Raw genomic sequence first — 21434 nt, 5'->3', positions numbered from 1 at the left:
GTCAGCTATCCAGGCAGGCCGGGCCGAGCAGCACCTTCAGGTCCCCGAACAACGCGGGGTTCGGGTTCACCCGCAGATGGATCGGCAGGGCCATCACCTCGATCTTCGTGTCCCCGTGGAGGTTCAGCCGGACCTCGGAATTGCCGCGGTGGTTGCCAAGCACGTCCCTCAGTTCGGTGACAACCGCCTCGGTGGCCTTGTGCGTGGGCATGGTGATGACCAGCGGCCCGTTCACGCCCTCGCTCAAGTCCGGGACCGAAAGCTCCATGCAGTTCAAGGTGACGGCACCGTCGTCGCGGCGCTGGAGCCGGCCCTTGACCACAACGATCAGGTCTTCGGCGAGGACGGAAGCGATCGGCCCGTAGACCTGCCCGAAGAACATGACCTCCATCGATGCGCCCAGGTCTTCGATCTCTGCCCTGGCGTAGGCGTTGCCGCTCGCCTTGGCGATCCGGCGGCTCAGCGAGGTGATCATGCCCGCGATAGTGACGATCGCCCCGTCGTGGGGGCCGTCTTCGGCGATGATCGAGGAGATGGATTGTTCGGCGTGCTGGCTGAGCACGCCTTCCAGGCCCTGCAGCGGGTGGTCCGAGACGTAGAGTCCCAGCATGTCCCGCTCGAATGCGAGCTTGTCCTTCTTTTCCCATTCCGGCAGGTCCGGGATGTCGGTGGTGAAGGAAGGCTCAGATTTGTCGTCCTCGAAGCCGGCGAACAGGTCAAACTGGCCGATCGCCTCGTTGCGCTTGAGGGTGATGACGGAGTCGATCGCTTCTTCGTGGATCATCGCCAGCGCGCGGCGGGAGTGCCCCAGCGAGTCGAAGGCGCCGGCCTTGATAAGGGATTCGATGGTCCGCTTGTTGCACACCACGGCGGGAACCTTCATCAGGAAGTCCGAGAACGATTCGTAGCGGCCCTGCTCCTGGCGGGCCGTGACCATGGAATCGACGACGTTGGAGCCGACGTTGCGGATGGCGCCCATGCCGAAACGGATGTCGGTGCCCACCGGGGTGAAGGTCAGGGCGGATTCGTTGACGTCCGGCGGCAGCACGGTGATGCCCATGCGCCGGCACTCGTTCAGGTAGATGGCCGATTTGTCCTTGTCATCGCCCACGGAGGTCAGCAGGGCGGCCATGTATTCGGGCGCGTAGTGCGCCTTCAGGTAGGCGGTCCAGTACGAGATGACGCCGTATGCCGCGGAGTGCGCCTTGTTGAAGGCGTAGTCGGAGAACGGCAGCAGGATGTCCCAGAGGGTCTTGACCGCCTCCATGGAGTAGCCGTTGTCCTGCATGCCCTGGGAGAAGCCGGCGAACTGCTTGTCCAGCTCTTCCTTCTTTTTCTTACCCATCGCACGGCGCAGGATGTCTGCCTGGCCGAGCGAGTAGCCCGCCAGTTTCTGCGCCACGGCCATGACCTGTTCCTGGTACACGATCAGGCCGAAGGTGCCGCCGAGGATGTCTTCCAGCGGCTCGGCCAGCTCCGGGTGGATCGGAATGACGTCCTGGATCTTGTTCTTGCGCAGGGCGTAGTCGGTGTGCGCGTTGGCGCCCATCGGGCCCGGACGGTACAGGGCCAGCACGGCGGAGATGTCTTCGAAGTTGTCAGGCTTCATCAGCTTGAGCAGTGAACGCATGGGCCCGCCGTCGAGCTGGAACACGCCCAGGGTGTCGCCGCGGGCCAGCAGCTCATAGGACGCCGCGTCGTCCAGGGCCAGGGTTTCAAGGTCCAGTTCGATGCCGCGGTTGAGCTTGATGTTCTCGAGGGCGTCGGAAATGATCGTCAGGTTCCGCAGTCCCAGGAAGTCCATCTTGATCAGGCCGAGGCCTTCGCTCGTGGGGTAGTCGAACTGGGTGATGACCTGGCCGTCCTGGAAGCGGCGCATGATCGGGATGACGTCGATGATCGGGTCCGAGGACATGATCACGCCAGCGGCGTGGACGCCCCATTGGCGCTTCAGGCCCTCGATGCCGAGGGCGGTCTCGAAGACCTTGGCGGCTTCGGGGTCCGTGGAGATCAGCTGCCTGAAGTCCCCGGCTTCCCCGTAGCGCTTCGCCTGCGGGTTCTGGATGTCCGCGAGCGGGATGTCCTTGGCCATGACGGCGGGCGGCAGGGCCTTGGTGAGCGTCTCGCCCATGCTGAAGGGGTAGCCGAGCACGCGGGAGGAGTCCTTGAGCGCCTGCTTGGTCTTGATAGTGCCATACGTGACGATCATGGCCACGCGCTCGTCGCCGTACTTCCGGGTCACGTAGTCGATGACCTCGGGACGGCGGCGATCATCGAAGTCGACGTCGAAGTCGGGCATGGACACGCGGTCCGGGTTGAGGAAGCGTTCGAAGATCAAGCCGTGTTCCAGCGGATCCAGGTCGGTGATGCGCATGGCGTAGGCGACCATGGAACCGGCGCCGGAACCACGCCCCGGACCCACCCGGATGCCGTTGTTCTTGGCCCAGTTGATGAAGTCGGCAACCACCAGGAAGTAGCCCGGGAAGCCCATGGACGTAATGACGTCGAGTTCATAGTCCGCCTGTTTGCGGACCTTGTCCGGGACGCCCTGCGGGTAGCGGTACTCCAGGCCCTTGGCCACTTCCTTGACCAGCCAGGAGGTCTCGTCCTCCCCCGGCGGGCAGGGGAAGCGGGGCATGTAGTTGGCGCCCGTGTTGAAGGACACTTCGCATCGCTCGGCAATGAGAAGGGTGTTGTCGCAGGCCTCCGGATGGTCGCGGAACAGTTCCCGCATCTCCTGCGGGGACTTCAGGTAGTAGCCGCTGCCGGAGAAGGCAAAGCGCGAGCCGCCCTGGTCGTAGGTGGGCTCCAGCAGCGTCGAGCCGGACTGGATGGCCAGCAGGGCTTCATGGGCCTTGGCATCGTGTTCGTGCGTGTAGTGCAGGTCGTTGGTGGCCACCAGGGGGATGTTCAGGTCCTTGGCCAGGCGCAGCAGGTCGCCGGTGACCCGCCGTTCGATGTCCAGGCCGTGGTCCATGAGTTCGCAGAAGTAATTCTCCGCGCCGAAGATGTCCCTGAATTCCGCGGCGGCTTCGAGCGCCTCACGGTACTGGCCGAGGCGGAGCCTGGTCTGGATTTCGCCGGAGGGGCAGCCGGTGGTGGCGATCAGGCCTTCGGAATACGTGTTCAGCAGTTCCCGGTCCAGGCGGGGCCACTTGCCGAAGACCGAATCGAGCGAAGCGATCGAGGAGGCCCGGAAGAGGTTCCGCATGCCCACGTTGTTGTAGCTGAGCAATGTCATGTGGGTGTAGGCGCCACCACCGGAGACGTCGTCCTTGCGCTGGCTTTCATCGCCCCACCGTACGCGCTCCTTGTCCGTGCGGGCGGTGCCGGGGGTGACATAGGCCTCGACGCCGATGATCGGCTTGATGCCCTTGTCCGTGGCCTTCTTCCAGAAGTCGAAGGCACCGAAGAGGTAGCCGTGGTCGGTGGTGGCCAGGGCCGGCATTCCCAGCCGCTCGGTCTCGTTGAACAACTCGCCAAGCCGGGCCGCCCCGTCCAGCATCGAGTACTCGGTATGGGTGTGCAGGTGGACGAACGAGGCATTGCTGGAAGTCACCACGCCAGTCTACCGTCGAGCGGCTCAGCCGTCCCCGCCGTCGTCGGGTGTCCACCGGAGCAGCACGGCGGCCGCCGCACCCTCTGCGAGGTAGAACACGAAAGGCGGAATATCCCCGGTAGCAGCCAGCACGGCGGCAGAGGCGGCGGACGTTCCGGCCAGGGCAAACGCCGTCCGGGATGGGCGCGGAGCGGGCAGCGCGGCGAAGGCCCCGGCAAGCGCGGCGAGGGCGGCCACATGCGACCAGGCGTAGAAGGCAAAGGGCCAGGCTGCGCCACGGCGGTAGGCGAAACGCTCGATGTCGCTCCCCCGGTCCGCCAGGCACCAGACGAACATCGGAGCCCCCACGAGCAAGGCGGCCGCCGCAGTCCCGGCCAGGCCGCGGGCCCGCCCGCGGGGAAACTCCTTGGCCAAGGCGGCGAAGGCCACCGGTACGGCCGCCGTCCCCATCGCGGCCACATGCTGCCCGGCCACCCACCGCGGACCGGAGTGCTCAAGGATCTCGAGGCGGCGTGCCGCGTCCCGGGTGGTGTAAACGCGCTGCGCCGGGGTGATGCCGGCAAACCAGAGTACGGTTCCGGCGACAACCGCCGCCGCCGGCCGGGAAAGGCTTCCTCGCTGCCTTGTCTGCATCCGCTGCTTTGTCTGCATCCCTAGCCTCCTGCCTCGCGGCTGGACGCGCCAATGATGCACACACCGTAACCCCGGCCCGGGGCAGGGTCAACGGACCAAGGACGTGCCGTGGTGGCTCAGGCGTCGCCGCTGGCCAGCAGGTCCAGCGCGTACTGGAGGTCCGCCGGGTACTGGCTGGTGACCTCCACCCAGTCGCCGCTGCGGGGGTGGGCGAAGCCGAGCCTCCGGGCGTGCAGCCACTGCCTGGTGAGGCCGAGCGTGGCTGCCAGGCGCGGGTCGGCACCGTAGGTGAGGTCACCTGCACAGGGATGCCGCAGAGCCGAGAAATGGACCCGGATCTGGTGCGTCCGTCCGGTCTCCAGGTGCACCTCCACGAGGCTGGCCTTGCCGTAGGCTTCCAGGACCTCGTAGTGGGTCACCGAGGGGCGTCCGTCCTCGATAACGGCGAAGCGCCAGTCGTGGCCCGGGTGGCGGCCGATCGGGGCGTCGATGGTGCCTTCGAGGGGCTCCGGCAGGCCCTGGACCACAGCGTGGTAGACCTTGTCGACGGTCCGCTCCTTGAAGGCGCGCTTGAGCACGGTGTAGGCGTGCTCGGTCTTGGCGACCACCATCACCCCGGAGGTTCCGACGTCGAGCCGGTGCACGATCCCGGCACGCTCGGCAGCCCCCGAGGTGGAGATCCGGTACCCGGCGCCTGCAAGGCCTCCGACGACGGTTGGGCCCACCCAGCCGGGTGACGGATGCGCCGCAACACCCACGGGCTTGTCGATGACGACAAAGTCCTCATCGTCCAGCAGGATGTTAAGGCCTTCCACTACTTCCTCCACGACTTCCAAGGGGTCCCGGCGCTCGGGAACGGTTACTGACAGAACGGAGCCGGCTGTGAGCTTGGCGGATTTCGCCAGGACCGCCTTGCCCGCCCTGACGTTGCCTTCGGCCAGCAAGAGGGCGGCCGCGGAACGCGAAATGTCCATGAGCTTTGCCAGACCGGCATCGGCGCGGGCGCCACCGAGTTCCTCAGGCACGTGGAAGGTCTCAGGCATCGCCGGACGCTTCCCGGTCGGTTTCGGTCTGGTTCGTTTCGGTCTGGTCCGCTGTCAGCCTGCTTAGCCGCCGGCTGCTGCTTTGACCCGTCCAGGCCGATCCCGCGCAGGGTAAGCAGGCAGATCACCACGACCGCACTGACGACCGCGGAATCTGCGACGTTGAAGATCGCAAAGTTCGGCAGCTGAATGAAGTCCACGACGTGCCCCATGGCGAAGGAAGGCTCACGGAAGAGCCGGTCCGTCAGGTTGCCGAGGGCGCCGCCGAGCAGCAGCCCGAGGGACAGGGCCCACCAGACCGAACCGAGTTTGCGCAGCTGGAAGAAAATGGCCACGGACACCCCGGCCATGACGAGCGTGAAGACCCAGGTGACGTTCTCGCCGATCGAGAAGGCCGCCCCGGAGTTGCGGATGTAGTACCAATGCAGCAAAGGGGGCAGGACCGGGATGCGTTCCCCTTCCACCATGGTGCTGGTGACCCACAGCTTGGTCAGCTGGTCAAAGGCGTAGGCGAATGCCGCAAAGCCCGCGAAGAGCCAAAGCAGCCCCGGTCGGGGGGTCCGGCGTATGGTGCGGTCCGGTTCCGTGGTGCCGCTGTTGTGTTCGTCGCTCATAGTGCTTTCATCCGGGGGCTGTGGGGTGCTGCGCTTAACAGCGAAAGCCGGTGGCCGAGGAGTCCTCAGCCACCGGCTTTCAGAATACTTGCTTAGACCTCTGCGGCAGCTTCGCCGACCTCGGGGGCGGCGACCGAACCACGGGCGTCGAGGTCGCGCAGCTGGCCTTCGATGTAGGCCTTCAGGCGGGAGCGGTAGTCGCGCTCGAAGCCGCGGAGCTGCTCCACCTTGCGCTCGAGGACGGAGCGCTGCTGCTCAAGTGCGCCGAGGATCTTGCGGGACTTGTCCTGCGCATCGTTGACGAGGGTGGAAGCTTCGATCTGCGCCTCGGCGATGATCTTTTCCTTCTGCTGCTCGCCGTCGGCAACGTGCTTGTCGTGCATCTGCTGGGCCATGGCCAGCAGGCCTGCGGCGGACTCGGCGGAGGGGGAAGCGACCGAAGCTGCGGCGGCGGGTGCGGGTGCGGCCGGAGCGGCGGCCTGCGCTTTCTTCTTGGCTTCCGCTTCGGCGGCCTTGGCTTCCGCTTCAGCCTTTGCTTCGGCCTCCGCCTTGGCCTTGGCTTCTGCGTCCTTGTCGGCCTTGACCGGAGCAGGGACCTTTTCAACGACCGGTGCCGGGGTGGCGTTGGCAGCGACGGGAGTTCCAGCCTCGGCGAGCTTCTTGCGCAGCTCGTCGTTCTCCTGGTTCAGGCGGCGCAGTTCGACGACGATTTCGTCAAGGAAATCGTCAACCTCATCCTGGTCGTAGCCCTCACGGAACTTGGTCGGCTGAAAGCGCTTGTTGACAACGTCTTCTGGCGTCAAAGCCATCTGGTCACCTCGTTGGTCTAGTCAGTCAGGAGGCCTTCCGGCCGTTCAAAACCTACGGTACCTAAATATCATCTGATTCCCCCAATTCAACACCCCTTGGCGCTAATTACGGGGAACCGGACCGGGCCGGCGGAGTTTGCCGGGTCCCTGTCCTACAAAGAAGCTACACCAGCGACCAGGTGAATCCCATGGCGATAACCACCACAATGAAGACAATCAGGAACGCCAGGTCAAGGGAAACGGAGCCCAGCTGCAGGGGCGGCACCAGGCGGCGGATCCGCTTGATGGGCGGGTCCGTCATGGAATAGACCACGTGGGCCGCCACCAGGGCAGCCCCGCGCGGACGCCATTGCCGGGCAAACATCTGCACCAGGTCAAAGACAATCCTGATGATGAGGGAAATCTGGAACAGCAGCAATGCGATGTAAATAAGGCCAAAAACAATGCCCACGGCTTAGCTCAGTTCTCCTCGATCGCAACGGCTGTGTTCTCTATTCCAACACAGATGCCAGGCAGTTGGCCTGCCTGGCATCTGAAACAAGCTGTGGAGCCCGTCAGCTCTGGTTGAAGAACGAGGCCTGTGCCTCACTAGCCTTCTTGTCGTCGCCAAGGACTTCGACATACGACGGCGACAGCAGGAACACCTTGTTGGTGACGCGTTCAATGCTGCCGTGCAGACCAAAGACCAGGCCCGCGGAGAAGTCCACCAGGCGCTTGGCGTCCGCCTCGCCCATGTCGGTGACATTCATGATCACCGGGATCCCGTCCCGGAAGCTTTCGCCGATGATCTTGGCGTCATTGTAGGAGCGGGGGTGGACCGTGGTGATCTGGCGGAGTCCGGAGCTGTCTTCGCGGCTCGATGCCGCACGCTTGATGGGTGTCACGGGGGCGCGGTATTCCTCTTCGGCGGCGGCTTGGGGTACTTCACGGACGGCTTCCCGGACAGGTGCGGGGGCGCGGCGTTCTTCCTGCTCGGCAGCGGCGGCGTGCTCCTCGTCCCTGTGCGGCAGGTGGTGCTCAGACTCGTAGTGCTCATCGCCGTCGGCGAGCCCAAGATAAACCATTGTCTTGCGCAATGCGCCAGCCATGCTGGACTCCAATCGTGTCTGCAGTTGGCGGGCCGCCCGTGACTCAGATTGGATGCCTCGGCCCGTCGCTTCCAATACCCTGACGCTACCCCACGGGGGGACGGGAACCGAGAATATCGGAGCCGATTCGCAGGTGTGTCGCCCCGAAGCGCACGGCAGCTTCAAGGTCCTGGCTCATCCCCGCGGAAACCGCAGTCGCACCGGGATGGGCCTCGCGCAACGCTGCAGAAATCCCGGCGAGCTTTTCGAACGCGTCTTCAGGACGGGCGCCGAGCGGCGCAACCGCCATCACCCCGGCGAGCCGGAGCCCGGCAGCGGAGGCGATGCTGTCCGCAAGCTGCCCGACGGCGGCCGGCGCGGTCCCGCCGCGGTGCTCCCCGGCGTCGTCGTCCAGGCTGACCTGGATGAAGCATTCCAGTTCGGCGCGGCCGCTTTCCTCCTGGGCCCGAAGCATGGCTTTGGCAAGTGCCTCGACGAGTTGGAGGCGGTCGACGGACTGCACCGAATGTGCGTACTTCACCACCGACTTTGCCTTCTTGCTCTGGAGCTGTCCGATGAAGTGCCAGCGGAGCCCGAGCTCGGTAAGCCCGGCGGCCTTGGCCGAAGCTTCCTGGTCGCGGTTCTCCCCCACGTCCCGGATTCCCAGGGCGGCCAGGCGTGCGACGTCGGCGGCGGGATGGAATTTGGTGACCACGATAAGCTCCGGTTCCACGGAGCGTCCCGCGGCCAGGGTCGCCGCGGAAATCCGGGCACGCACGGCGGTGAGGCGCTCCTGCAGTTGAAGCGCCCGCTCGTCCATGCCGCCTTCCTCGTTGGTCCCTGCCGGGCCGGACTCAGCCATGGGTCCACACCAGCCCTGCAAAGCGCCCGGTCTGCTGCTGGCGGCGGTACGAGAACAAGCCCGGACTGTCCTTGGTGCATTCACCCGAGTATTCAACCGGGACACCGAGGTCCCCGAGCTGGGCGCGGACTCCCGCCGGCAGGTCCAGCGCCGGCGTTCCCCAGGAAGTCACGGACCAGGTCCCGGGCACGGCCGCAGCGACCTCGGCCCGGAGCTCCCCGGGAACCTCATAGCACTTCCCGCAGATCGAGGGGCCGATCCAGGCTTTGATGTCCTCAGCGCCCCGCTGCCGCATTTCGCCGACAGTGGCGGCCACCACGCCGGACGCAACGCCCGGCCTGCCCGCGTGGGCAACACCGAGCACCGGCCCCTGGGCACTTTCACCCGCCAGGACCACAGGAACACAGTCGGCCACCATCACGGCAAGGGGCTGCCCGGTGGAGACCATCGCATCCGCGGTGGGCGGTTCGGGGGATTCCCCGACGAAGCACACGGTGTTGCCGTGTACCTGGGACATGTACCGGAAATTCCGGTCGCCGAGCCCGGCTGCTGATTCCAGCCGGGCCCGTCGCACCAGGACTTCGTCCGGGTCGTCGCCCACGTGCAGGGCAAGGTTGCCGGCGTCGGCATCGGTGAAGGCGACCCACAGTCCGGGCCGTACTTCCTTACGCCACCAAAACACTGCTGACTTGCTCCCCGGGGTTACTTGAGGAAGTCCGGAACATCGAGGTCGTCGCTGCGGCCGCCGGACAGGTCCGGTTCCACCACGGCGGGAAGGTCGACATCGAAACCGGAATCGGCGGGCAGCGCGGTCGGGCGCTGCTGGCCCCAGTTGCTCAGGCCCGAGCTGGCGACACCGGCCGGGACGTGCTGCGGCGCCTGGTAGGCCGGAGCTGCATGGGCTGCAGGACGCTCCGGCGCGGCAGGAGCCTGCTGCTGGGCTGCCGGCTGGGCGGCGGGCTGGTTCATGGACGGCGAAGTGGCCTTGACGTCGTCGAAGCCGGCCGCGATGACGGTGACGCGCGCTTCGTCACCCAGGGCGTCGTCGATGACGGCGCCGAAAATGATGTTGGCTTCGGGGTGCGCCACTTCCTGGACCAGGCGGGCGGCCTCGTTGATTTCGAAGAGACCGAGATCCGAACCGCCCTGGATGGACAGCAGGACGCCGTGGGCGCCGTCGATCGACGCTTCGAGCAGCGGCGAGGCGATGGCGAGTTCGGCGGCCTTGACGGCCCGGTCTTCGCCACGGGCCGAACCGATGCCCATGAGCGCGGAGCCCGCACCCTGCATGACGGACTTCACATCGGCGAAGTCGAGGTTGATCAGGCCGGGGGTGGTGATGAGGTCGGTGATGCCCTGGACACCTGAGAGCAGCACCTGGTCGGCGGAGCGGAAAGCGTCAAGGACGGAGACGTTCCGGTCGCTGATGGAAAGGAGGCGGTCGTTGGGGATGACGATGAGGGTGTCGACTTCGTCGCGCAGGGCGTCGATGCCGTTCTCGGCCGAGGTTGCGCGGCGGCGGCCCTCGAAGGTGAAGGGGCGGGTCACAACCCCGATGGTCAGCGCACCGAGGGAACGGGCGATGCGGGCAACCACGGGGGCGCCACCGGTTCCGGTGCCGCCGCCTTCGCCGGCGGTCACGAAGACCATGTCCGCGCCGCGCAGGACCTCTTCGATCTCGTCGGCGTGGTCTTCGGCGGCCTGGCGTCCGACGTCGGGGTTGGCACCCGCGCCGAGGCCGCGGGTGAGTTCGCGTCCGACGTCGAGTTTGACGTCGGCGTCGCTCATGAGAAGGGCCTGCGCGTCGGTGTTGATAGCGATGAACTCGACACCCCGAAGGCCTACTTCGATCATCCGGTTGACTGCGTTCACGCCACCGCCGCCGATGCCGACGACCTTGATGACGGCCAAGTAATTCTGCGGTGCTGCCACGTTTCGTGCCCCTTGCTTGTGTCCTATAGCGAAACTGATCGAGTCCAACTTGAATCCTTGGACCTTAACCCTCTAGTTGAAGGTTATAGTTATGTCAAGTAACTCTTATGCGACGGTATGGGCTGGGCATCGGACATTCAATGACCGGCTCAGCGTGTCGTGTGAATGTCCCGAAATTAGCCCGAGGCCGCCTGCTTGTTACCGGGCTTCAGCCACCCCGGCGGGGGCTATTTCGTCAGTGGATGCCGGGGCGCGGAAACGTCATAGACGTTCACCGGAACCCTGGGATCGGCCGGGGCCTTCAGGAGCGCTTCGAGCACCCTGGCCTTAAGCTCCTTTTCCTCCGCATTGCCCCAAACCACCGTCTTGCCGTCAATGAGCCTGAGCTCCACGGCGTCCGGGGATTTGGCCGAAGCGCTGGCCATCTTTGCCAGGACATCCGCGGGAAGCGTTGCCAGCACGGCCGTGATGGCCTTGAACAGCTCGGCCCTGGCCGCACTGCCCTCAATCAGGGGCAGGGGCACGGAGGCCGGGTCCTTGGTGGAGCCCAGCTGGACCCCGTCCACGTCCACCAGCAGGTAGTCGCTGTCCTTCTTCAGCAGGGCCACCGGCACCCGCTCCACGACGTGGACCACCAGCGTCGACGGCGGCCGGGCCTCCGTGCTGACCGAGCGCACCTGGACCAGCGGCTTGAGCAGCCGGGTGATTTCGGCGTCGTCGATTTGCGGAAGGGGCGTCCCCTCCACCGGGGCCAGCGCCTTCCGGATGGCGTCCGCCTTCAGCAGTTTGGCCCCGTCCACCGTGATGGTGCGGACGGCGAGCATGGGCGAATAGACCGCGGCCGCGAGGAACCCCGCTACCAAGGCAATGATCACGGCGGCAGTCGTGAGGGCGATGCGCTTCCGTTTGCGCCCCTTGGGCTCGGGGAAAGCGAGGACCTTCGCAGTGTTTTCCTTGGCAGTGTTTTCCTTCGCGACGGCTTCAGCAACACCAGGTGCCGCGGCTTTGCTGGCGGAGAATCCCGCGGGCCGTCCGCCTTCGGGTGACGCCTGCCCCTCGAGTGTCCGCTCCGCGCTGATCACGCCGGGCCCGGCCTCGGCCCCCGGCTTGCTACCGCTCCCGGGTTTGAAGGTGGGTTTCCGAGTGCTAGCCACGCAGTCGCTCCACGATCCGGGGCCCGTAGGCCGTGACGTCACCGGCGCCCACGGTGAGGATGATGTCGCCCTCCGCCGCGCCGGCCACGATTTCCCCGACGGCGTCGTCGGCGGCAACGAGGCGTCCGGAACGCAGGTGCTCCGTGATCAGCGCGCTGGTGATGCCCGGGATGGGATCTTCGCGGGCCGGGTAGATGTCCAGGACCATGGCGGTGTCCGCCAGGTTGAGTGCTTCGGCAAATTCACGGGAGAACTCGCGGGTCCGGGAGAACAGGTGCGGCTGGAAGAGGACGTGCACCTTCTTGCCCCCGGCGACGGTGCGCGCGGCGGAGAGGGCGGCACGGACCTCCGTGGGGTGGTGGGCGTAGTCGTCGTAGACGCGCACTCCCCTGCCTTCGCCCTTGAACTCAAACCTGCGGGCAGCGCCGCTGAAGTGCGCCAAGGCGGCGGCTGCGGCCGCGGGCTCCGCGCCGAGTTCGACGGCGGCAGCGAAGGCTGCCGTCGCGTTGAGCGCGTTGTGGCGGCCGGGGACCTGGAGCTCCAGGCGCTGCTTTTCGCCCGCCAGGCCGACCCAGGTGCCGTCTGCACCCTCGTCGTACAGTCGGACCTCGGCGTCGTCGGCGGTTCCGTACGTCATGACCCGGGTGGCCCCCGCGGCCCGGACCCGGGCAGCGAGGGCGCGGGCGCCGTCGTCGTCCGCGCAGGCGAGCAATAGCCCGTCCGCCGGCAACAAGGCCGCGAAAGCGTCGAACGCGGCGAAGACGGCCTCGGGCGTGCCGTAGTGGTCCAGGTGGTCGGCCTCGACGTTGGTGACGATGGCGATCAGCGGCCGGTAGTTCAGGAAGGAGGCGTCGGATTCATCGGCCTCGGCCACGAAAATGTCCGAACGGCCGCTGGCGGCGTTGACGCCGAGCGCCGGGACATTGGCGCCGATCGCGAAGGAGGGGTCAAGGCCGATCTGCTGCAGCAGCACCGTGACCATGGAGGTGGTGGTGGACTTGCCATGGGTTCCGGCCACCGCCACCACACGGTCAGTGCCCATGGTCGCTGCAAGGCCCTCCGAGCGGTGCAGCACCGGCAGGCCGGCGGCCCGGGCGGCAAGCAGTTCGGGGTTTGTCCTGCCGGATCGCGGAGCCCGCTACCACGGTCTGGGCGTCCCCCAGGTTCTCCGCGGCGTAGCCGACTGCGATCCGTGCTCCTGCTGCGGCGAGTTCGCGCATGACGGGCAGGTCCTTGGCGTCGGAGCCGCTGACATTCACGCCACGGGCAACCATGATCCGGGCGACGGCAGACATGCCGACCCCGCCGATCCCGATGAAGTGCACCCGGCCAAGGGAGTTGAGGTCTGCGATGGGCTGGGTCATTCGGATACCGCTTCCAGGACAAGATCAGCCATCCGCTGATCGGCGTTTCTAATGCCGAGGCTTTCGGCCTTGGCGGCCATGTTTTCGAGGCGCTGCCGGTCGCCGAGCAGCGGGATCAGTTCGCGCTCGAGCCACTCGGCGGTGAGGGCCTTGTCCTCAACGAGGAGGGCGGCGCCGCCGTTCACCAGGGCGCGGGCGTTCAGGGCCTGTTCACCGTTGCCCACCGGCAGCGGAACGAAGACGGCGGGAACGCCGACGGCGGCCACCTCGCACACTGTCGCCGCGCCGGCGCGGGCCAGCAGCACGTCGGCGGCGGCGTAGACGTTTTCCATGCCGTCGACGTACTCGACCTGCCGGTAGCCGTCGGCGCTGAGCAGCGCGCCGCCGTCGTCCTTGACTTCCTTGCCCCGTCCGGTGATGTGCAGGGTCTGGACGCCGGCCGTTGCGAGGGCGTCCAGCGCACCGGAGATGGTGCGGTTGATGCTTTGGGCGCCTGAGGAGCCGCCCGTCACAATGAGGGCCGGCCGGTCTTCGGCCAGGCCCAGGGCCCGGCGGGCCTCCGCGCGGGCCGAGTGCCTGTCGAGGCCCGAGATCGCTTTGCGCATCGGCATGCCCACGTGGCGGGCGTTCCGCAGCCGGGTTTCCTGGAAGGCCACGGCGATGTGGCGGCTGAACAGGGCACCCACGCGGTTGGCCAGGCCGGGGCGGCTGTTGGCCTCATGGATGACGATGGGGATGTTCCGCTTCCGGGCAGCCAGGTACATCGGAGTGCAGACATAGCCTCCGACTCCCACCAGCACATCCGCTCCGGCTTCGTCCAGGATGCGGCCGGCCTGCTTCACGGCACCGGCAAAACGGGCCGGGAACTTCAGCATCGCCAGCGAGGGCCGGCGCGGGAACGGGACCCTGCCAATAGTGGCCAGTTCGTAGCCGGCAGCCGGGACCAGGCGGCTTTCCATGCCTTCGGCGGTGCCGACCGCCAGGAAGGAGGCGTCGGGGCGGGCGGCCTTCAGGGCATCGGCAATGGCGAGCATCGGGCTGATGTGGCCGGCGGTTCCGCCTCCGGCAAGCACCACTGATAGTGGCTTCGACTGGGAATTCATGAAGTGCTATCTACGCTTTCGTGCAGTTTTCGCGGATCTGCGCCACAGGCGGGGACGGTTGCCCGGTGCGATCTGGGCGCGGGCCAAAGACAACACTACGCCCACGCCGCACAGGGACATCAACAGCGCCGAGCCGCCATAGGAAATGAACGGCAGGGGCACACCGATGACCGGCAGGAGCTGGGTGACCACAGCCATGTTCATGCTCGCCTGGCCCAGCAGCCACACCATGATGGAGCCGGCCAGGGTGCGCTGGAAGGGGTCGGTCTGACGGATCACCACGCGGAAGATCGCGATGCCCAGGATCGCGAAAAGCAGCAGGACGACGATGGTGCCCAACAGGCCCAGTTCCTCGCCAATGATCGCGAAAATGAAGTCGTTGTGGGCTTCGGGCAGCCAGTTGTACTTCTGCCGGCTCTGGCCCAGGCCAAGACCGGTCCAACCGCCCTGGGCGAGGCCGTACATGCCGTTGGTGGACTGGAAGTCGAAGTCGAACTGCGCCTTGCAGGTGTCCGAGGCGTTGCCGAGCCAGGAGGTGATGCGGCACATGCGGTTGGCGCTGCTGAGGGTCAACACGGTGGCGGCGACCGCGCCGGCCGCGCCGGCGATGGCAAGCATCTTCCCGGGCACGCCCGCGAAGAACAGGCCGGCCGCGATGATCGCCATGACGACGATGGCGGTGCCGAGGTCGTTGCCCAACAGGACCAGGCCAAGGATGAGTCCGGCACCCGGCACCACCGGGATGATCACGTGCATCCAGCGGTGGAGCAGCTTCTCCTTGCGGGCCAGCACCGTGGCGATCCAGACGCAGAGGACCAGCTTCGCGATTTCCGAAGGCTGGATGCTGACCCCGCCGACGTCGATCCAGTTCTGGTTGCCGAGGGTCTTGCGGCCGATCACCTGGACGAGGACAAGGAGTACGGCCACCGCGCCCATGGCCGGCCAGGAAAGCCGCTTCATCCAGGTCACGTTGGTCCGTGAAATGAGGTACATGGCAACTACGCCGAGCGCGCCGAAACCGGCCTGCTTCATGGCATCCGCGTACGGTGACCTGCCTACCGAGATGGCCTCCACGCTGGAGGCGGAGAGCACCATCATGATACCGATCGCGGTGAGGGCCAGGGTGCAGCCAAGGATCAGGTAATAGGTGGAACTGTTGGCTGCCGCGCCCTTGCCTTCGATGCCGTCCCAGATCCTGCGGAGGCGGTCCCGAAGCCCTCTGGTCTGCCGGGCCGCCTTCTTGGCGGGTGCCTGGCGGGTGGGCGTGGTGACCATTGCTACTCCTCGGTGGTCTGTGCCGTGCCTTCCGCGGGATCGCCTTCCACGAGATCGCGAACTGCCTGGATGAATGCGTCGCCCCGGTGGGCGTAGGACGAGAACTGGTCCATTGAGGCGGCTGCCGGAGCCAGCAGCACGGTGTCGCCCGGCACGGCGACCCGGGCAGCTGCGGCAACAGCCTGGGCCATCACGGTGTCGCCGAAGATCGGCGAAAGTTCCTTGCCGTCAGCACCGGATGCGTCCGTACCGGAGGTCTGCGCCTTTTCAGTTTCGCCCTTGGGCTGCCCGATCACGGGGACATCCGCTGCGTGTCGCTGGAGGGAGGCTTCCAGGGCTTCCGTGTCGGTACCGATAAGGACCACGGCCTTGAGCCGGTGCGCCTGGTCCCTGACCAGGTCGTCGTAGTTGACGCCTTTGGAAAGGCCTCCGGCAATCCAGACGACGTTCTCGAATGCGGCCAGGGCGGCGGCAGCAGCGTGCGGGTTGGTGGCCTTGGAGTCGTTGATCCACAGGACGTCGCCGTGCTTGCTGACTGGCTGGATGCGGTGTTTGCCCGGCAGGTAATGCTTGAGGCCTTCGCGCACGGCCGCGGGCTCCACACCGTAGGCGCGGACCAGTGCCGCGGCGGCCAGCGCATTGGCAACGAGGTGCCGGGGCGCCACGGGCCCGAGATCGGACAGCGCGGCGAGCTCGGCGGCCGAGTCCTTGCGTTCGGCGATGAATGCCCGGTCCACCAGCAGGCCTTCGACGACGCCGAGCATGCTGATGGCGGGCGTCACCGTGGTGAAGCCGACAGCCCGGCAGCCTTCCACGACGTCGGCGTTCTCCACCATGCGCTCGGTTTCGATCTGCTCCGCGTTGTAGATGCAGGCAATCCGCGTGTTTTCAAAGACCTTGGCCTTGTCCGCCAGATATGCCTCATAGGAGCCGTGCCAGTCCACGTGGTCCTCGGCGACGTTGAGGCAGACGCTTGCTACCGGTGACAGCGATTCGCTCCAGTGCAGCTGGAAACTGGAGAGCTCGACGGCGAACACATCGTAGTCGACCGGGTCGCGGAGGGCGTCCAGGATGGGGGTGCCGACGTTGCCGACGGCGATCGCCTTCAGGCCCGCAGCCTGCAGCATCGATTCGGTCATACCCACGGTGGTGGTCTTGCCGTTGGTTCCGGTGATGGTGAGCCAGTCCGCCGTCTTGCGGCCCTTGCGTTCCCGCAGCCGCCAGGCGAGTTCGACGTCGCCCCATACCGGAATGTGCGCACGCTTGGCCGCGGCGAGCAGGGACTGGTCCGGCCGCCACCCCGGGGAGGTCACCACGAGTTCGGGCTTCTCGCCGTCGATCTCGGGGACGGTGAGCACGGCGTCCGGCCCGAGGAGGACATCCACGGCGCCGACGATCTTCAGGGTGTCCGCCTGGGCTTCGGCCTTGGGGGTGGTGGCGGCGTCGACCACCACCACGCGGGCGCCAAGTTCGATCAGGGTGTCCGCGGCGGAGAACCCCGACACGCCGATACCGGTGACCACCACCCGCAGGCCGCGCCAGTCAGCATCCCAGCTGGTGAGGTCCTTGAGCCGCTCGTTTCCGTACCGGTCGTTCGTGTTCACAGCAGCACCACCCATTCAGCGTAGAAAATACCGAGCCCAGCCGCGACGAAGAGGCCGCAAAGGATCCAGAAGCGCACCACCACGGTGATCTCGGCCCAGCCCTTGAGCTCGAAGTGGTGTTGCAGAGGGGCCATCTTGAAGAAGCGTTTGCCCTTGGTGACCTTGAAGTAGCCCACCTGGATGATCACCGAAAGGGTGATCAGCACGAACAGTCCGCCGACGATGCCCAGCAGCAGCTCGGTGCGGGAAAGGATCGCGAAGCCGGCCACGGCACCGCCGATGGCCAGGGAACCGGTGTCGCCCATGAAGATCTTCGCCGGGGAGGTGTTCCACCAGAGGAAGCCCACCAGGGCGGCGCTCATGATGGCCGCGAGCAGGGCGAGGTCCAGGGGGTCGCGGACCATGTAGCAGCCGCTGCCGGCTTCCCGGGGCGAGCCGCAGGCCTGGTTGTTCTGCCAGATCCCCATGAGGGTGTAGGCCCCGAAGACCATGATCGAGGCACCGGCTGCGAGGCCGTCCAGGCCGTCGGTGAGGTTGACGCCGTTGGTGGCCGCCGTGACGATCAGGTTGGACCAGACCACGAAGAGGATGGCGCCGAGCACGGTGCCGCCGAAGGCCAGGTTCAGCCACGGAATGTCGCGGACCAGGGAGATCTGGTAGGACGCCGGGGTTATGCCGTCCGCGTTGGGGAACTGCAGAACCAGGATGCCGAAGGCGATGCCCACCACCCCCTGCAGGATGAGCTTCGCCTTTGCGTCGAGGCCGAGGCTGCGCTGCTTGGAAATCTTGATGAAGTCATCGAGGAAGCCCACGAAGCCCATGCCGACCATGAGGAACAGCAGCAGCAGGCCGGACACGGACGGTCCGGGCGAACGCGGATTCATCATCCACATGATGAGGTGGGTTAGTCCGTAGCTGATGAGGACCGCCGCCACCACTACGGTGCCGCCCATCGTGGGGGTGCCGCGCTTGGTGTGGTGCGAGGTGGGTCCGTCGTCACGGACGAACTGGCCGTAGCTCTTCGCGACCAGGAAACGGATGAACAACGGGGTGCCGATGAGGGCCACCAACAGGGCGACGCCGGCGCCGATCAACAGTGCAATCACAGCAGCTCGTTCCCTTCATTGGCGGCAGTAACGGCCGCAGTTTCCACGCTTGCCCCGGCTTGTGGGGCTAATGCTATCCGATCGCCTAGATGCCTCAGGCCAACGCCGTTCGAGGATTTGAACAGCACCAGATCGCCGGGTTCAAGCTGTTGCTGCAGGAGTGTGAACGCCTCGTCCGCGGTCTCGGCGAAGATGCATTCGTCGCCCCAGGAGCCTTCCTGGATCGCCGAAATATAGAGTGCCCGCGCCTCGCGACCCACCACGACGAGCCGGGAAATGTTCAGCCGGACCACCTGGGTTCCGATGGCCGTGTGCTCGCGGATCGAGTCCTCGCCGAGTTCGAGCATGGCGCCCAGCACCGCCCAGGTGCGGCGGCCCTGGCCGATGTCCGCCAGGGTGCGCAGGGCGGCCCGCATGGATTCCGGGTTGGCGTTGTAGGCGTCGTTGATGATGGTGACGCCGTCCGCACGTTCGGTGCGTTCCATGCGCCAGCGGCTGGCGGCGCTCTGCTCCGAAAGCGAGGCCGCGATGTCGTCACCGGGAATGCCCGCGGCGTAGGCGGCTGCCGCAGCGGCGAGCAGGTTCCCCAGGTGGTGCGCGCCGATCAGTTTGCTGCGCACCGGACGCGGCTTGGCGCCTTCGGGCAGTACAAGGTCGAACACGGGGTGTCCGAGATCGTCGATGTCACCGTTCAGGGCCTCGACGGCGGCACCGTCCGCGCCGGCGGAGCTGGTGCCCAGGATCGGGGCGACAGTGCGCGGGGCCATGGCGGCGACCCTCGGGTCGTCGAGGTTGATAACGGCCGTGCCGTCCGTGCCGAGGGCTTCGAGGAGTTCGCCCTTGGTCTTGGCGATGTTCTCCACTCCCCCGAACTCGCCGGCGTGGGCGGTACCCACCACGAGTACGACGCCGATGTCCGGCTTGACCATGCCGGCCAGGTATTCGATATGGCCGATTCCGGTGGCGCCCATTTCGATCACGAGGTAGCGGGTGCCGGCGTCGGCGGTGAAGACGGTGAGCGGGACGCCGACCTCGCCGTTGTAGGAGCCCTTGGGCGCCACGGTCTTTCCGGCTTTGGACAGGATTCCGGCCAGGAGGTCCTTGGTGGTGGTCTTGCCCGCCGAGCCCGTGATACCGATGACGGTGAACTGTTCGCCTGCTGCGGCACGCTCCGCGCGGATCCGGCGGACCGCTTCGGCTGCGAGGGCGCCCATCGCAAGGACGGCGTCCTCGACGATGACCGCAGGGTACGGCCGGCCTTCGGCATCGACGACTTCCCGTTCGGATAAGGCCAGCACGGCGCCGCGTTCAAAGGCAGCTCCGACGAAGTTGTGGCCGTCCGCGTGTTCTCCGGGCTTGGCCACGTAGAGCGACCCGGTCCCGGCTTCGCGGGAGTCCGTCACCACGGAGAGGGGAACGATCCCGGGATCGGCTGCAAGCGTGCCATTGGTGATGTGGGCGATTTCCGCCGCTGTCAGTGCAATCATCTCGGTCTAGGACTCTATCCGCTCGTCTGCTGGAACCCGGAATCCCCTGGCTGTCAAGGCAGCCTTCAGTTCTTCCCTGTCATCAAGGGAAAGGTTGACGCCTTTGACTTCCTGCCAGACTTCGTGGCCGCGGCCGGCCACCAGGATGGTGTCCTTCTCCGTGGCGAGCTCCACGGCCTTGCGGATCGCCACGTCACGCGGGAAGGATTCGATGATCTCGCAGGCCAGCTGCTCGGCGTCGCGGGCGGCGACTGCGCCGGCAAGCACCTCCGCGCGGATCGCGGCGGCGTCCTCGTCGTGCGGGTCGTCGTCGCTGATGATCACGACGTCGGACAGGCGGGCGGCGATCGCGCCCATGGTCGGGCGCTTGCCCTGGTCGCGCTGGCCGGTGGCGCCGAAAACGACGATCACCCGGGAGCCTTCCTCGCGGGAGCGCACGGCTTCGAGCGCGCGGGCCAGGGCGTCAGGATTGTGCGCAAAGTCGACCACCGAGGCGGGCGCCTCGGACACCAGCTGCATGCGGCCGGGAACGGCGACAGCGAAAGGATCCTGCCGTTCGAGGGCGGCCTGAAGCGCTTCACGGCCCACGCCGGAGGCCAGGACCATGATGATGGCCAGAGCCGCGTTGGCGATGTTGAAGTCGCCTGGCAGGGCCGTGCGTGCCCGCAGTTCGCCGCCGTCGCGGTGCCGGAGCACAAAGCCGTTGCCGAGGCCGCGCGGGGTGCTGGAGGCAAGGGTCCAGTCGGCTTCGGGGCCTTCGACGGCGGGACGGAGGGACAGCGTGGTCACCGGCACGGTTGTTTCCGCCGCGAGGGTCCGGCCCCAGTCGTCGTCGACGATCACCACTGCGCGGCGGCATCGGGCAGGAGTGAACAGCTCCGCCTTGGTGCGGAAATACTCTTCCATGCTGCCGTGCAGGTCCAGGTGGTCCTGGGTGAGGTTGGTGAAACCGGCGACGTCGAACATCACCCCGTCCACGCGGCGGTAGGACACCGCATGGGAGGACACTTCCATGGAAGCCGCGTCCAGCCCCCGCTCCCGCATCAGCGCCAGGAGGGCGTGGACGTCCGGGGATTCAGGGGTGGTCAACAGACTCGGAATGGCCTCGGCGCCGGCCAGGATTTCGATGGTCCCGATCAGGCCGGGGGTCTTGCCCAGGGCACGCAGCAGCGAGTTGATGAAGTAGGTGGTGGTGGTCTTGCCGTTGGTGCCGGTCACCCCGAACAGGGTGGGCGAGGCTTCCCCTGCCGGCTGGCTGCGGTAGACAAGCGCTGAAACCGGCCCGACGGCGGTACGCGGCTCGCGGACGGACAGCACCGGAACGCCGGGGCCGCCGTCGGCCAGAAGCCGCTGCGCGCCGTCGTCGTCGCTGAGGATGGCGACCGCCCCGGCGGCTGTGGCCTGTGCTGCGAACTCCGCGCCGTGCCGGCTGGCACCGGGCAGGGCGAGGTACAGATCGCCCGGCTCCACGGTCCGGGAGTTGAGCGAGACGCCAGTGACGGCGACGCCGGCGCTCCCTGCGGGCGCCTGGATTCCCAGCGCCTCGGCAATTTCCCGCAGCGGCACCGGAGACACGCGGGCCGGGCGGAAACCGCGGCTGCCGGCGGCCGTGCTTCCCGCCGTCGCGTGGTTCCCGGACGGGATCTGAACGGCGTCATTCTGCTCTGGCAAGGTGGGTCTCCGATGGTGCTCGTGGAACTGGCCGCTGCCGGGCCCGGTGAATCAGGGCGAACGGTTCCGGATGCGGCGTGGATGGATCGGTGTAGATGGACTCAGGGTGTGGCCGGGCAACTGCCACACAAGCTTACTCGGCAGGCTGTGC

General features: G+C 66.8%; 16 protein-coding genes and 2 pseudogenes. All 18 read right to left on the bottom strand.

What is annotated here, in order from left to right; all coding sequences use genetic code 11:
* Position 1: 1 nt before the first annotated feature.
* Positions 2–3559 carry a DNA polymerase III subunit alpha gene (dnaE, locus tag ACZ9CK_RS06775; RefSeq protein WP_426303007.1) on the bottom strand — a complete coding sequence of 1186 codons (3558 nt, stop codon included), beginning with the start codon at positions 3557–3559 and terminating at the stop codon, positions 2–4.
* Positions 3560–3583: 24 nt separating this feature from the next.
* Positions 3584–4210 (bottom strand): hypothetical protein, encoded by a 627-nt coding sequence (locus ACZ9CK_RS06770; protein ID WP_476049579.1) that lies wholly within the window; start codon positions 4208–4210, stop codon positions 3584–3586.
* Positions 4211–4308: 98 nt separating this feature from the next.
* Positions 4309–5235 carry an RluA family pseudouridine synthase gene (locus ACZ9CK_RS06765; protein ID WP_426303005.1) on the bottom strand — a complete coding sequence of 309 codons (927 nt, stop codon included), beginning with the start codon at positions 5233–5235 and terminating at the stop codon, positions 4309–4311.
* A 56-nt stretch (positions 5236–5291) separates the two neighbouring features.
* Positions 5292–5849 (bottom strand): annotated as a pseudogene (gene lspA, locus ACZ9CK_RS06760) (signal peptidase II); the annotation flags it as partial.
* Positions 5850–5941: 92 nt separating this feature from the next.
* The gene (locus ACZ9CK_RS06755; protein WP_426303003.1) at positions 5942–6658 is read right to left on the bottom strand and encodes a DivIVA domain-containing protein; all 717 of its coding nucleotides are present in this window, start codon (positions 6656–6658) and stop codon (positions 5942–5944) included.
* Positions 6659–6821: 163 nt separating this feature from the next.
* Positions 6822–7109: a YggT family protein gene (locus ACZ9CK_RS06750; protein WP_426303002.1), complete on the bottom strand. Its 288-nt coding sequence runs from the start codon at positions 7107–7109 to the stop codon at positions 6822–6824.
* 103 nt (positions 7110–7212) lie between these two features.
* Positions 7213–7746 (bottom strand): cell division protein SepF, encoded by a 534-nt coding sequence (locus ACZ9CK_RS06745; RefSeq protein WP_426303001.1) that lies wholly within the window; start codon positions 7744–7746, stop codon positions 7213–7215.
* An 85-nt stretch (positions 7747–7831) separates the two neighbouring features.
* On the bottom strand, positions 7832–8587 hold the full coding sequence (locus ACZ9CK_RS06740) for a YggS family pyridoxal phosphate-dependent enzyme (RefSeq protein ID WP_476049578.1): 756 nt from the start codon (positions 8585–8587) through the stop codon (positions 7832–7834).
* Positions 8580–9269, bottom strand: a complete 690-nt coding sequence (locus tag ACZ9CK_RS06735; protein WP_476049577.1) for a purine nucleoside phosphorylase YfiH/LACC1 family protein — start codon at positions 9267–9269, stop codon at positions 8580–8582. The genes ACZ9CK_RS06740 and ACZ9CK_RS06735 overlap by 8 nt, the downstream gene beginning before the upstream one ends.
* Before the next feature lie 20 nt (positions 9270–9289).
* Positions 9290–10519, bottom strand: a complete 1230-nt coding sequence (gene ftsZ, locus ACZ9CK_RS06730) for a cell division protein FtsZ (RefSeq protein WP_426302998.1) — start codon at positions 10517–10519, stop codon at positions 9290–9292.
* 227 nt (positions 10520–10746) lie between these two features.
* Positions 10747–11673 (bottom strand): cell division protein FtsQ/DivIB, encoded by a 927-nt coding sequence (locus ACZ9CK_RS06725; RefSeq protein WP_476049576.1) that lies wholly within the window; start codon positions 11671–11673, stop codon positions 10747–10749.
* Positions 11666–13037 (bottom strand): annotated as a pseudogene (gene murC / locus ACZ9CK_RS06720) (UDP-N-acetylmuramate--L-alanine ligase). Before murC ends, ACZ9CK_RS06725 begins: the two are co-directional and overlap by 8 nt.
* The gene (murG, locus tag ACZ9CK_RS06715) at positions 13034–14140 is read right to left on the bottom strand and encodes an undecaprenyldiphospho-muramoylpentapeptide beta-N-acetylglucosaminyltransferase (RefSeq protein ID WP_476049575.1); all 1107 of its coding nucleotides are present in this window, start codon (positions 14138–14140) and stop codon (positions 13034–13036) included. The pseudogene murC and the gene murG overlap by 4 nt, the downstream one beginning before the upstream one ends.
* 6 nt (positions 14141–14146) lie before the next feature.
* The gene (gene ftsW / locus ACZ9CK_RS06710; RefSeq protein ID WP_476049574.1) at positions 14147–15415 is read right to left on the bottom strand and encodes a putative lipid II flippase FtsW; all 1269 of its coding nucleotides are present in this window, start codon (positions 15413–15415) and stop codon (positions 14147–14149) included.
* A gap of 2 nt (positions 15416–15417) precedes the next feature.
* Complete coding sequence (murD, locus tag ACZ9CK_RS06705; protein WP_476049573.1) at positions 15418–17034, bottom strand: UDP-N-acetylmuramoyl-L-alanine--D-glutamate ligase; 1617 nt, start codon at positions 17032–17034, stop codon at positions 15418–15420.
* Positions 17016–18125 carry a phospho-N-acetylmuramoyl-pentapeptide-transferase gene (gene mraY / locus ACZ9CK_RS06700; protein ID WP_426302992.1) on the bottom strand — a complete coding sequence of 370 codons (1110 nt, stop codon included), beginning with the start codon at positions 18123–18125 and terminating at the stop codon, positions 17016–17018. The genes murD and mraY overlap by 19 nt, the downstream gene beginning before the upstream one ends.
* Positions 18122–19612, bottom strand: coding sequence for a UDP-N-acetylmuramoyl-tripeptide--D-alanyl-D-alanine ligase (locus tag ACZ9CK_RS06695; protein WP_476049572.1), 1491 nt, complete (start codon positions 19610–19612; stop codon positions 18122–18124). The genes mraY and ACZ9CK_RS06695 overlap by 4 nt, the downstream gene beginning before the upstream one ends.
* A 6-nt stretch (positions 19613–19618) precedes the next feature.
* The gene (locus ACZ9CK_RS06690) at positions 19619–21256 is read right to left on the bottom strand and encodes a UDP-N-acetylmuramoyl-L-alanyl-D-glutamate--2,6-diaminopimelate ligase (RefSeq protein WP_426303429.1); all 1638 of its coding nucleotides are present in this window, start codon (positions 21254–21256) and stop codon (positions 19619–19621) included.
* Positions 21257–21434: the final 178 nt, after the last annotated feature.

It is taken from the genome of Arthrobacter sp. TE26545, from assembly GCF_056279005.1.
The sequence above is the reverse complement of the archived record's forward strand: the minus strand, read 5'-3'. Positions and strand labels throughout refer to the sequence as shown.